Source organism: Flavobacterium sp. UBA7682 (genome assembly GCF_002482945.1).
In the GTDB taxonomy this organism is placed as follows: Bacteria; Bacteroidota; Bacteroidia; order Flavobacteriales; family Flavobacteriaceae; genus Flavobacterium.
Genome location: NZ_DLGY01000017.1, coordinates 1 through 12,157 on the forward strand (window position 1 = coordinate 1; position 12,157 = coordinate 12,157).

Genomic DNA, 12,157 nt, shown 5'->3' on the forward strand with positions numbered 1-12,157 from the left:
GGATCAAGATGAACGTGAACGTGCTTTAATTCAGTTCAGAAACGGAAGTGTGAGTTACTTGGTTACTACTGATTTGGCAGCACGAGGTTTAGATATCCCCGAAATGAAACACGTTATTCATTATCATTTGCCTTCTAAAGAAGACGAATTTACCCATAGAAACGGTAGAACCGCGCGTATGTTGGCTACCGGAACGGCTTATTTAATCATTCATGAAAGCGAAAAAAAGTTGGATTATATCGATTATGGAATGCCGATTTTAAAAGTCGACAATGCTACCACTTTACCAAAACCACCAGAATTCCAAACAATTTACATCAGCGGTGGCAAGAAAAACAAACTGAACAAAATTGACATCGTGGGTTTCTTTTCTCAAAAAGGGAAATTGGAAAAAGGTGATTTAGGTTTGATAGAAGTGAAAGACTTTATCTCATTTGCCGCAGTGAAATTCAATAAAGTCAAAGATTTGCTTTCCAATATTCGTGACGAAAAAATGAAAGGGAAGAAGTTTAAGATTGAAGTGGCGCGCAAGGTAGTTAAGAAAGAGGAAGACGCTAAAAGCGAGAAGTATTAAACTTCTTTCGCATAGAGAACACGCAAATTAATAGGCCACAGACAACACAGATTACACAAATTTCCACAGATTAATTTACTTCGTCTATTCGCTTTGCTCGGGTGTGCTAATTTGTGTAATCTGTGTTTTTTATTTTTTCACAACAACACTTTCCGGAACCAAGCCTGTTATGGCATTCTTTAGCAATTCCGCTTCATATTTTAGCAGTTCTTGTTTTATTTGATGTGTCATCAAAACCGCATCGCTGTTTTCAGCCGCTTTTCTTTTGGCTTTGGTTTCCATACTTTGCAATAGGTGAGGATGCGTTGTTTTTTTATCCGTGTCTGCAAGATAGCCTAGTAATTGCAAAGCAGCAACCGCAGCGACTTGTTTCTTTTGTATACCGGCTATTTTTCTTTCCACCACCAGTTGTTGGTATTCGTTTTCGCGAAGCAAAGCTTCCAATGTTTGTTTCTTTTGTGCTTGTTGTTCTGCGGTAGGCACTTGTTTTTTGGCCCTTTTTTGCGGTTGTACCTGTGCTAATATTTCGCTGAGTTGTTGGGCAGCAGCTAAAGGCAAACTCCTTTTTCCCAATTCATACATGGACCACTGACTGCGGGTAATTTTGAGCAAAGTTGCCATTTCCAATTGGCTTGCACCTAACAGTATACTAATGGTTTCCCTTTTTTCCATCACTTTTATTTTGTGTCAAATTGGTCACAACAAAAATTTTGCCACACTTTTTGTGGCATTTTTTAATTTGGAGAAATTTTGCCACAGTTTTTTGTCAGCAATATTTTTTTGGATGGAATTGTTTATTGTGGGAAAATGGGTAGATTTGAAAGAGATACCGACAATCAGGTTTTATGACTGTGATTTTTTATCATACTTATTGGTTAGTTAGCGGTAATTTTTAAACACACTCGCATGAAAATAGACATTGAAAAATCAATCTCGTTTAAAAAGCTGATTTATAGAAAATCTCTCTTAGATATGTTTTTCTATTATTTTTTAGTGTTATGTATACCAGTTCTACTTTTCTATGTCATAATTACCAAAAATTTCTCTTTAAATTACAAAGAAATCATTTTTTCAATTGTTATTGGTATACCATTTATCTGGAATCTAATAGGATTAAAATATATTGACGAATTAACATATATTGGGGAAATAGAATCTCAAAACAGAAGTGAATATTTAAACGGGATAAAAACCCAATGTAAATATGAGATTGTTCATGACGAAGTTAATCTGGTCATTATGAAAAAAGATTGGAGTTGGGATTTTTCACAAGCTAAGGAACTAATAATAATCTTTGAAGGAAATAAAGCTTATGGAAACTTGACAAACCTTGGAAGAGGCGATATAAGAATCCCGTTTTTTTCCTATTTTAACAAAATCAAATTGTCAAAAAGAAAAAACTACCTCTAACAGCCGTTTGTAACTACTGCGAATCTGCGGTCATTTTTTCAAAGCCAGCTAAATAAATTGGACACAGATAACACAGATTTTACGGATTTCCACAGATTAATTTACTTCGTCTATTCGCTTTGCTCGGGTGTGCTAATTTGTGTAATCTGTGTTTTACTTTTTCACAACAACACTTTCCGGTACCAAAACCGTATAATCACCACCATTTCTAATCACATCCCGAACGATGCTTGAGGAAATGTAGGAAGTGTTAGAAGCCGTTAAAAGAAATACCGTTTCTATTTTGGACAATTTTCTATTGGTGTGTGCAATGGCTTTTTCGAATTCAAAATCGGCCGGATTTCTTAAACCGCGTAGGATAAATTGAGCGTCCAATTTTCGGCATAAATCAATGGTTAAGCCTTCATAAGTAATCACGGAAACTTTAGGATTGTCTTTAAAAGCTTCTTCGATAAACTTTTTGCGCTCTTCTAAAGAGAACATGTATTTTTTTTCGGCATTGATACCAATGGCTACAACCACTTCATCGAAAAGAGAAACACCTCTTTTGATAATATCATAATGACCTAAAGTGATAGGGTCAAATGAACCTGGGAAAACTGCTTTTTTCATTAGTTTCTGTTAATAGCAAAAATAGTATCTTGCATAAATAATCGTTCAATCTCTTTTCGGCTGTGGGCATTTTTCAAAATACCATAATTCCGATCGATGTCAATTTCACTGATCCCTTTTAGTTGGTCGGTTTCCAAATTATTCTCTGTCGTATAAACGCTGTCTTGGGTAACCTGTAGCACTTTAGCGGTACTGAAATTACCGGAGCGCATTTCTATTTCATAAACATCGCCTACTTTTGGATTACTAATATACGTTTTTTCTTTATCTTTTCTATAATTGTAATAAAGCGCACCAAATGTCATCGCAATTGCCATTACGCCTAAAATACTTAGCGTAATGATAAGGCCGCTTTTGCTTTTCTTTTTTTTCGGCTGAACGTCTGATTTACTGTTGATCATAATTTATTTGTTTAAAGCCAATTCCAAAGCGTTAGTAAATAAATCGGTCAATGAAATGCCCGCTTCTTTGGCTTGTTGCGGAATCAAACTTTCGGTTGTTAATCCCGGAATGGTGTTCATTTCCAGCATATGTGGTTCGCCGTTGACGATGATGAATTCACTTCTTGAAAAGCCGCTCATTTTTAAAACCTCGTAGGCTTTTTTGGCAACAGCCGAAACCTTTGCAGTCATTTCATCTGAAATACGCGCCGGAGTGATTTCCTGAGATTTGCCTAAATATTTGGCTTCATAATCAAAGAAATCATTCTCTGAAACGATTTCGGTTATTGGTAAAACGGTCACTTTCCCTTTATAATTGATGACACCAACAGATACTTCGGTGCCGTCCAAGAAGCTTTCAATGATGATTTCGTTGTCTTCTTTATAGGCGTTTTCAATCGCCGGTAAAAATTCGGCTTCCGACTTAACTTTGGAAATTCCGAAACTCGAACCTGATTTGTTGGGCTTTACAAAACAAGGCAAGCCAACGGTTTTCAGAATAGCTTCAACATTAATTTCATCGCCCAGATTGAGGTAACAAGAAGTCGCAGTTTTGATGCCATACGGTTTTAAAACCGACAATAAATCACGCTTGTTAAAAGTCAAGGCGGCTTGATAATAATCACAAGAACTTTGCGGAATGCCTAACAATTCGAAGTAAGCCTGCATTAAGCCATCTTCGCCCGGAGTTCCGTGAATGGCATTGAATACTACATCGAAGTTGATTTTTTCGCCATTTACCATAGTGGAAAAGTCATTTCTGTCAATAGGAAATTCATTGTCATTTTCATCTGCATAAACCCATTTTTCTTTGAAAATATGAATGCGATAGCCTTTATATTTTGTTTGGTCTAAAAATTGATAAACCACATTGCCGCTTTTAAGTGATATTTGATATTCGCTCGAATATCCGCCCATGATGATGGCTACTTTTTTCATTAGTAGTTAGAGTTAGGTTGGTGTTTTAGTTATAACAAAATTATCATTTTTTTTCATAGATATGGCTTTGCCTTTAGATTTTTAGATTGTTAGACACGGCTTTGCCTTTAGATTGTTGGATTTTTAAATTATTTCATTTCTAACTATCTAACAGCTAAGCGTTTCTAAGAGGCCAAAGGGCGTATCTAATTATCTAGGAGCGAAGCGTATCTTTTTTATATCTTTGCTCAAATAAAATTTCTCTATGAGTTTACGCAAATATTTAACCAGTCGGGTTTTCTTTGCCCAAATGCTTGCCGCCATGGCCATTTTTGCGATTATCGCTTATCTCTTTTTTCATTGGATTACTTACACGACCAATCACGGACAAGAAATTACGGTGCCGGATTTGAGTAAACTGTCAGCGGAGCAAGCTGAAGAGAAATTGGATGCCTTAGATTTAGACTATATTATTTTGGACACGGTTGATTTCAGACCGGAGTTTCCAAAGCTGACTATTGTTGAACAAGAACCTAAAGCAGGAGCAAAGGTAAAAGAAGGCAGAAAGATTTACATCAAAATTAATGCTTCCACTTATACCATGGTTTCTGTACCTGATTTGATTGAGAAAACCTATCGTCAAGCGGTACCGACTTTGGAAGCGGTTGGTTTAAAAGAAGGAACGATTACCTATAAACCTTATTTGGGAAAAGATATGGTATTGGAAGTAAGAATGAATGGCAAGAAACTTAAGGCCGGAGATAAAGTACTGAAATCCTCTAAAATCGATTTGGTTTTAGGTGATGGAAAAGTTGGTTTTGTTGATACTGTTGTTGATTCTACCGCAGTTGATTCCACAGAAATAATGCCTTTAGATGAATAATTCAAACGACGTTACTGATTTAGAAGACGAATTGTTCGAACACCATAGATTTGTTTCTGCAAAGGGACAATCGCTATTGCGTGTCGATAAATTCTTGATGCAATTGATAGAAAATGCTACGCGCAATAAAATCCAAATAGCGGCTGAGAAAGGCAATATTTGGGTGAATGATGTTCCGGTAAAATCCAATTACCGCGTAAAACCTTTTGATGTGGTTCGCGTGATGTTGGAACATCCGCCATTTGAAAATCATATTATTCCCGAAAACATCCCGTTGGATATTGTTTATGAAGACGACGCTTTGTTGGTCATCAATAAACCTGTTGGTTTGGTAGTTCATCCCGGACACGGCAATTACACCGGAACTTTGGTCAATGCTTTGGCATTTCATTTTGATAATTTGCCAATGAACTCCAGCGAAAGGCCCGGTTTGGTGCATCGCATCGATAAAAATACTACCGGACTTTTAGTAGTGGCTAAAACCGAAGCCGCGATGACACATTTGGCCAAACAATTTGAAGACAAATCTTCGGAACGCGAATATATTGCGTTGGTTTGGGGCAATGTCAAAGAAGACGAAGGCACGATAGAAGGTAATATTGCTCGACATGTCAAAGACCGAATGCAAATGGCTGTTTTCCCTGAAGGTGATGTTGGAAAGCATGCGGTTACCCATTATAAAGTTTTGGAGCGTTTTGGTTATGTCACTTTGGTTTCTTGTAAATTGGAAACCGGAAGAACGCATCAAATACGTGTTCACATGAAATACATTGGTCACACTTTATTCAACGATGCGCGTTATGGCGGTGATTTGATTTTGAAAGGAACGACTTTTACCAAATACAAACAGTTTATCGACAACTGTTTTAAAACTTTGCCAAGACAAGCATTACATGCTAAAACTCTTGGTTTTGAACATCCAACTACAAAAGAGTTTATGCGTTTTGACACCGAACTTCCCGATGATATGAAAGACTGTATTGAGAAATGGCGTAATTATGCTAAGTCGCATACGGAAGTTAACGAAGAAGACTAGAGTCAATTAGACCAAATATATGGAGTAAATAAAAAATCCCTCATTTCGAGGGATTTTTTTATTTGTTTATATCATCTTCAATGGGTTTTTCTGCCATAAATAAATAATAAACTCCAACTAGGATAAATGGTATACTTAGCCATTGTCCGGTGGTGAATAGTTTTAAACTTTCTTCGATGCCACCTTGGCTTACTTTTACGTATTCTACAATGAATCGAACAGTCCAAAGTAAGATTAAGAAATAGCCAAAGATTAATCCTTGTTTTTCAGCGGCTTTGGTTTTCCAGTATAAAAAGTAAAGCACTAAGAAAACTATGATGTACAATCCTGCTTCATAGAGTTGCGCCGGATGTCTGTATGGAATTTGGCTCAAAACTTCTGTGAATTTTGGGTCGTGTTGAATTAGGTTATAACCTTCATTGTTATTGGTAGCCCCGGTAATGTATTTTAAATTATGGCTTTCCCAAAACTCTTCTTCTCGAATGAATTTTACACCAAAAAAGTTATTGGCAGAAGTGGTATGACCATAAATTTCTGAGTTGAAGAAGTTCCCGATTCTAACAAAAATAGCCCCGCAAGAAACCGGAATTACTACCCGATCAAGCACCCAAAGGATTGGTCTTTTTATGATTTTCTTACTGTAGAAATACATCGTTATGATGATTCCAACAGCGGCACCGTGACTGGCTAAACCTTGGAAACCGGTAAATTCAAATTGAGGCTCGAATCTAAATGGTAAAAGGATTTCCATTAAATGGTCTTTGAAATAATCCCATTGGTAAAAGAAAACATGTCCTAAACGTGCGCCCAACAAAGTAGCCACAACAGTCCAAATAAATAAAGTATCGAGTTTTTCTATAGGTTCGTTTTCCCGGTCGTATATTTTTTTCATTATATACCATCCTAAACCAAAGGCAATTACAAACATTAAGCTGTAATACCGAACAGTAAAGAAACCAAGTTCTATACCTTCTGATGGATTCCAAATCATAAATTAGTAAATTATGGGGTTAAGTTATTATGGTAAAAATAGTGAATTGTTTGGAACTGAAAAAAAATTAACCTTTTCTTTAGTGAGAACATTTTTTCTCAGGAACCGGATCGTAACCGTTTTTCCCCCAAGGATGGCAACTCAAAATTCTTTTTACACCAAGATAAGTGCCATAAAAAGGACCATGAATTTTCAAAGCTTCCATAAAATAACTTGAGCAAGTTGGTTGAAACCTACAACTTGATGGTAGCAAAGGCGAAATCACAATCTTATAAAAATAGATAAGCAATAGGAGTGGCGCTATTACAATTTTCTTCCACATTTATTGAATGCTAAAAGTGGTTCCTTCTTTTCCGTCTTTTAATTGAATGCCTAAGGCTAACAATTGGTCGCGAATTTGGTCCGAAAGCGCAAAGTTTTTATTGGCACGAGCTTCCAAACGCATCGTAATCAACATTTCTACAACACCATCTAATTTATCTGAATTGTTGGCGACTAGCTTTTCATTTCTAATCCCTAAAATATCAAAAACAAAAGTATTCAAGGTTTCTGAAAGTGTTTTCAAATCTTCAGCAGTCAGGGTTTCTTTTCCGTCATTAACTAAGTTGACAAATTTGATTCCTTCAAATAAGTGGGCAATTAAAATTGGTGTGTTGAAATCATCATTCATTGCGTCATAGCAATTCTGTTTCCACACTGCGATATCAAGAGTAGACGAAGCACTTGGTTGCAATTCTTTCAGAATGTCCAAACCTTCTAACAAACGGTTAAAGCCTTTTTCAGAAGCCAAAATCCCTTCATTGGTAAAATCTAAAATACTTCTGTAATGCGCTTGCATCATAAAGAAACGAGCTACATTAGCAGAGAAAGCTTTGCTCAAAAACGGACTTCCGCCATTGTAAATTTCATCCGGTAAAATGTTATTTCCGGTTGATTTCGACATTTTTTTGCCGTTCAGTGTCAGCATATTGGCATGCATCCAATAATTCACCGGACTGTGACCGGTGCAAGCTTCGTTTTGGGCAATTTCACATTCGTGGTGCGGGAACTTTAAATCCATTCCGCCACCGTGTATGTCAAACGTTTCTCCTAAATATTTCGTGCTCATCGCAGTACATTCCAAATGCCAACCCGGGAAACCAATGCCCCAAGGAGAAGGCCAACGCATAATGTGTTCCGGTTCAGCTTTTTTCCACAATGCAAAATCTTGAGGATTCTTTTTATCGCTTTGTCCGTCGGTATCACGAGTATTGGCTAACATTTCGTCAATGTTGCGACCGCTTAATTTTCCGTAGTGATTGGTTTCATTAAACTTTACTACGTCGAAATATACCGAACCGTTGGTTTCATAAGCAAATCCTTTTTCAATAATTTGTCTTACGATTTCAATTTGCTCAATGATATGTCCGGTTGCTGTTGGTTCAATACTTGGCGGTAAAAAGTTGAATTGGTTTAGCACCTCATGAAAATCAACCGTGTAACGTTGCACGATTTCCATAGGTTCTAATTGTTCTACTCTGGCTTTTTTGGCAATTTTATCTTCACCATCATCAACATCGTCTACGATATGGCCAACATCGGTAATGTTGCGCACATAACGCACTTTGTAGCCCAAATGCAATAAGTATCTGAAAATCATGTCAAACGACATAAACGTGCGCACGTTGCCTAAATGGACATTGCTGTAAACCGTTGGTCCACAAACATACATCCCAACATTACCTTCATGCACAGGTTTGAAAAGTTCTTTGTCTCCCGAAAGGGAATTGTATATTTTAAGAGTATGATTTTTATATAGTTGCATTTTTTTTGGAGCTATTTCCTGCTTTCCGCTATATCTTTTTCTTTTTAGGATATGCCTACGTTAGCACTTCGGCCAATCTAAAAAGAAAAAGGATGTCGCTGCAATCAGGGCTATTAAAAACTAGTTTCTAATCTAATATAATCTAAGAATTCACGTTTGGTTAATTCTTCGCTGAATTTACCACCAAATTCGGAAGTTACGGTGCTACTTTCAATATCGCGAATTCCTCTTGAGTTCACACACAAATGTTTGGCGTCGATAACACAGGCAACATCTTCGGTGTTTAAAACTCTTTGTAATTCTTGCACAATTTGCATGGTTAAACGTTCTTGTACTTGAGGTCTTTTGGCAAAATAATCCACAATACGATTCATTTTAGAAAGGCCAACCACAGTTCCGTTAGAGATGTAAGCCACGTGAGCGCGACCAACAATAGGAAGCAAGTGGTGTTCGCAAGTAGAATAAACAGTAATGTTTTTTTCTACTAACATTTCACCATACTTGTAATTGTTTTTGAAAGTCGATGAGCTTGGTTTTTTGTTAGGATTCAATCCTCCAAAAATCTCTTTGACAAACATTTTGGCCACACGATTTGGGGTTCCTTTTATGCTGTCATCTGTCAAATCCATTCCCAATGTTTGAAGGATGTTTTCAACATCTTTTTTTATTAATTCTATTTTTTTATCATCACTTAAATCAAAAGCGTCATTTCTTACAGGATTTTGAGCGCTGGTAGCAATGTGGTTTTCTCCTAATTCATCGTTTATCATTTCACTTTTTGTCATTAAATTCGCCATTAATTTGGGTTAAAAATTGAAGCCACAAAGATAAATAATTATAATTAATCTGTACTGAATAGTGTTAATATTTGAAAATATTTCATATTTAACATAAATATTTCTTAAAAATATGTAAATTTCGCTCCTCAAAAAAATATTGTCAGTAATGAAAAAAATTTACTTCTATTTATTAATAATTAGCCTATTTTCAATACATTCTGTATTTTCTCAAGGGTCAACTTGTCCCGGTGCACAGCCTTTTTGTGCAGGAGGATCAGCATTGACTTTTCCAAATACGACTGGAGTTCCTAGTACAGGAGCAGTGTCTTGTTTAAGCACCACTCCCAATCCGGCTTGGTTTTTTTTACAAATCAGTGTTGCCGGTACTTTAAATTTTACTATTTCTCAAAACAGTAATGGTGGGGGCGGAATTGATGTTGATTTTATTGCTTGGGGACCTTTTGCTGGTCCAACGTGTGCAGGAACCGATTTATCAGCCGCTAATCAGGTTGGATGTAGTTATTCGACTGCTGCAACTGAGAATTTTACGATACCTAATGCACAGGTTGGTGAAGTCTATATGGTATTATTGACCAACTTTGCCGATCAGGCCGGACAAATATCATTAACTCAAACCAATGCAGGAACAGGTGGCGCAGGAGCAACCGATTGTAATATTGTCTGTCCGTTATCATTAGACGACCAAGTAATATGTGTTGGAGGACAAGCAATTTTGACCGCTACTATCGATAGCGCTACTTCATATGCATGGTCAGGTCCAAGTGGCCCGATAGCTTCAACAGCTCAATCGATAACGGTTTCCCAAGCGGGAACTTATACTGTTGTGGTAAATAAACCCGGTTGTGTTGCTAATGCTACGGCTAGTGCTACCGTTTCTTTTTATGCACCGCCTCCAATTAATCTTCCTGTCAATCTTGAAGAATGTACGCCTAATCCTGTATACAATTTAAATGAAGCGATTGCTAATATATTTAATGGTACGGGTCTCAATTCGAGTGATTTTGAAGCGTCATTCCATACTTCTGCAGCCAATGCACAAGATATTATTAGTCCGATAGGTAATCCTTCAGCTTATCCGGGTCCTACTGGTGGTGCAGGTGCTTGTAGTACAATATATCTTTCTTTAACCGATAACGGTCCAACGTCTAGTGGATGTGTATCTGTTTTTTCATTTACCATTTGTAATATTACGTGTTCACTTGAACCTAATGTACCTCCGAATTTAACGTTATGTGAGAGCAGTTTGGGAAGTGGAACAGCTAATTTCAATTTTATTCCTCAAACTCCTATAGTTTTGGGAACTCAGTATTCAGCTGCAAACCACACGGTGACTTATCACCTGACTCAGGCTAATGCAGATAATGATGTTGGAGCGATTACAAGTGTTGTTGGAACTAACGGTCAAACCATTTATGTGAGACTGGAAGAAAATGCAAATCCAACCACTTTCGGAACCACTTTTTTCCAATTGATAGTAAATCCTTTACCTACAGTTACTATATCAGGAACGACTTCTATTTGTTCAGGAAATAATACGGTTATTACTTTTAACGGAACTCCTAACGCTCAAGTTACTTATAATGTTAATGGTAATCCAAATGAAATAATTACTTTAGATGGAACCGGGACAAATACTATAACAACACCTAATCTTACGGCCAATTCTACTTATACTTTGGTAAGTGTTTTGAATCCGGTAACTAACTGTTCCAGAAATATTACAGGTACAGCAGTTGTAACTGTTTTACCTTTGCCAACAGCTAGCATTTCAGGAACTACTGCAGTTTGTCAAAATGCAGTAAGTCCTCAAATATCTTTGACCGGAGCTAGTGGTACAGCACCTTATACTTTTACTTATTCCATAAATAATGTTGTTCAGCCTACAGTTACTACTTTAGCAGGGAATAGTTTTTCGTTTAATGCTCCTACTGCAACAGCCGGTACTTTTGTTTATTCTCTTATTAATGTATCAGGATCAGGGACGCCGACTTGTTCACAAAATCAAGACGGAACAGCTACTATTACTGTTAATCCATTGCCAACAGCTGTAATTACCGGAAGTGTAGCTAGTTGTTTAAATGCTCCTTATCCACAAGTGATTATTACAGGTGCAAATGGTACACAGCCTTATACATTTACTTATACTCTTAATAACGGAGCTCCAATATCTAATTCTACTACCGGTGGAAATAGTTTTATTATTGATGTTCCAACAGATGTTGCAGGATCATTTACTTATGATTTAATTAGTGTGGTAGATGACAGTTCTACGAGTTGTTCTCAACTACAAAGCGGATCTGCCGTGGTTACTGTTGCGACACCACCGGTTATCAGTCAACCGACTGATTATGTAGTTTGTGATGACAATAATGATACGATATCCTGTTTGTTTGATTTAGGGACAAAAATCAATGAAGTTAACGGAGGTAATCCCAATATAGTTGTAGATTTTTATGAAACTGACACTAGTGGGTCAGCAATTCCTCTGAATGTAAATTATTGCAACCTAACAACAGGTTTAGGAATTCAAACAATCTATGTTAGAGCTTATTTTGTTGGTTCTCCTGCTTGTTATAGCACTACTACATTTAATTTAATTGTCAATCCGATTCCAATGCCTAATCCTGTTATTGAGGATTATGAATTGTGTGATTACAATTCAACGGGTGATGAGATTGAGGTATTTACT

At 36.9% G+C, this 12,157-nt stretch carries 12 protein-coding genes and 1 pseudogene; 5 read left to right on the forward strand and 8 right to left on the reverse strand.

The genetic code is table 11. The features are described 5' to 3' along the window. Positions 1–574, forward strand: a 574-nt coding sequence (locus tag B3C16_RS03735; RefSeq protein WP_291128934.1) for a DbpA RNA binding domain-containing protein, incomplete at its 5' end; no start/stop codon positions are given. A 129-nt stretch (positions 575–703) separates the two neighbouring features. Here the strand turns inward: B3C16_RS03735 and B3C16_RS03740 are convergent. Then, positions 704–1,246 carry a helix-turn-helix domain-containing protein gene (locus B3C16_RS03740; RefSeq protein ID WP_291128936.1) on the reverse strand — a complete coding sequence of 181 codons (543 nt, stop codon included), beginning with the start codon at positions 1,244–1,246 and terminating at the stop codon, positions 704–706. 234 nt (positions 1,247–1,480) lie between these two features. Here B3C16_RS03740 and B3C16_RS03745 point away from each other — a divergent pair, with 234 nt between their 5' ends. Next, positions 1,481–1,984: a hypothetical protein gene (locus tag B3C16_RS03745; RefSeq protein ID WP_291128938.1), complete on the forward strand. Its 504-nt coding sequence runs from the start codon at positions 1,481–1,483 to the stop codon at positions 1,982–1,984. 153 nt (positions 1,985–2,137) lie between these two features. On the opposite strand, the gene coaD is transcribed toward B3C16_RS03745, so the two are convergent. The 3 genes from coaD to B3C16_RS03760 are packed head-to-tail and all read right to left on the reverse strand — an operon-like array spanning position 2,138 to position 3,975. Continuing rightward, positions 2,138–2,596: a pantetheine-phosphate adenylyltransferase gene (gene coaD / locus B3C16_RS03750; protein ID WP_121313853.1), complete on the reverse strand. Its 459-nt coding sequence runs from the start codon at positions 2,594–2,596 to the stop codon at positions 2,138–2,140. Further along, the gene (locus tag B3C16_RS03755; protein ID WP_291128941.1) at positions 2,596–2,997 is read right to left on the reverse strand and encodes a hypothetical protein; all 402 of its coding nucleotides are present in this window, start codon (positions 2,995–2,997) and stop codon (positions 2,596–2,598) included. The genes coaD and B3C16_RS03755 overlap by 1 nt, the downstream gene beginning before the upstream one ends. A 3-nt stretch (positions 2,998–3,000) precedes the next feature. Next, positions 3,001–3,975, reverse strand: coding sequence for a D-alanine--D-alanine ligase (locus tag B3C16_RS03760; RefSeq protein ID WP_291128943.1), 975 nt, complete (start codon positions 3,973–3,975; stop codon positions 3,001–3,003). Positions 3,976–4,219: 244 nt separating this feature from the next. Here B3C16_RS03760 and B3C16_RS03765 point away from each other — a divergent pair, with 244 nt between their 5' ends. Together B3C16_RS03765 and B3C16_RS03770 are read left to right on the forward strand one after the other, a co-directional pair. After that, positions 4,220–4,837, forward strand: a complete 618-nt coding sequence (locus B3C16_RS03765; protein ID WP_291128945.1) for a PASTA domain-containing protein — start codon at positions 4,220–4,222, stop codon at positions 4,835–4,837. Continuing rightward, the gene (locus tag B3C16_RS03770; protein ID WP_291128948.1) at positions 4,830–5,873 is read left to right on the forward strand and encodes an RluA family pseudouridine synthase; all 1,044 of its coding nucleotides are present in this window, start codon (positions 4,830–4,832) and stop codon (positions 5,871–5,873) included. Before B3C16_RS03765 ends, B3C16_RS03770 begins: the two co-directional genes overlap by 8 nt. A gap of 58 nt (positions 5,874–5,931) precedes the next feature. Here B3C16_RS03770 and lgt read toward each other — a convergent pair whose 3' ends face one another. The 4 genes from lgt to folE form a co-directional block, all read right to left on the reverse strand. Continuing rightward, positions 5,932–6,864, reverse strand: coding sequence for a prolipoprotein diacylglyceryl transferase (gene lgt / locus B3C16_RS03775; RefSeq protein ID WP_291128950.1), 933 nt, complete (start codon positions 6,862–6,864; stop codon positions 5,932–5,934). Positions 6,865–6,943: 79 nt separating this feature from the next. Further along, a complete protein-coding gene (gene yidD / locus B3C16_RS03780; RefSeq protein WP_121313846.1) occupies positions 6,944–7,186 on the reverse strand; it encodes a membrane protein insertion efficiency factor YidD in 243 nt (80 codons plus the stop codon). Then, entirely contained in the window at positions 7,187–8,668 is a 1,482-nt protein-coding gene (gene cysS, locus B3C16_RS03785; RefSeq protein WP_291128952.1) for a cysteine--tRNA ligase, read from the reverse strand. A gap of 113 nt (positions 8,669–8,781) precedes the next feature. Continuing rightward, positions 8,782–9,453 (reverse strand): GTP cyclohydrolase I FolE, encoded by a 672-nt coding sequence (gene folE, locus B3C16_RS03790; protein ID WP_121315057.1) that lies wholly within the window; start codon positions 9,451–9,453, stop codon positions 8,782–8,784. 160 nt (positions 9,454–9,613) lie between these two features. On the opposite strand from folE, the pseudogene B3C16_RS03795 reads away from it, so the two are divergent. After that, a pseudogene (locus tag B3C16_RS03795) lies at positions 9,614–12,157 on the forward strand (hypothetical protein); the annotation flags it as partial.

Bases quoted from the DNA above. Each gene is read 5' to 3' on its own strand.
- B3C16_RS03740 (WP_291128936.1), bottom strand. From the start codon at position 1,246: ATGGAAAAAAGGGAAACCATTAGTATACTGTTAGGTGCAAGCCAATTG.
- B3C16_RS03745 (WP_291128938.1), top strand. From the start codon at position 1,481: ATGAAAATAGACATTGAAAAATCAATCTCGTTTAAAAAGCTGATTTAT.
- coaD (WP_121313853.1), bottom strand. From the start codon at position 2,596: ATGAAAAAAGCAGTTTTCCCAGGTTCATTTGACCCTATCACTTTAGGT.
- B3C16_RS03755 (WP_291128941.1), bottom strand. From the start codon at position 2,997: ATGATCAACAGTAAATCAGACGTTCAGCCGAAAAAAAAGAAAAGCAAA.
- B3C16_RS03760 (WP_291128943.1), bottom strand. From the start codon at position 3,975: ATGAAAAAAGTAGCCATCATCATGGGCGGATATTCGAGCGAATATCAA.
- B3C16_RS03765 (WP_291128945.1), top strand. From the start codon at position 4,220: ATGAGTTTACGCAAATATTTAACCAGTCGGGTTTTCTTTGCCCAAATG.
- B3C16_RS03770 (WP_291128948.1), top strand. From the start codon at position 4,830: ATGAATAATTCAAACGACGTTACTGATTTAGAAGACGAATTGTTCGAA.
- lgt (WP_291128950.1), bottom strand. From the start codon at position 6,864: ATGATTTGGAATCCATCAGAAGGTATAGAACTTGGTTTCTTTACTGTT.
- yidD (WP_121313846.1), bottom strand. From the start codon at position 7,186: ATGTGGAAGAAAATTGTAATAGCGCCACTCCTATTGCTTATCTATTTT.
- cysS (WP_291128952.1), bottom strand. From the start codon at position 8,668: ATGCAACTATATAAAAATCATACTCTTAAAATATACAATTCCCTTTCG.
- folE (WP_121315057.1), bottom strand. From the start codon at position 9,453: ATGACAAAAAGTGAAATGATAAACGATGAATTAGGAGAAAACCACATT.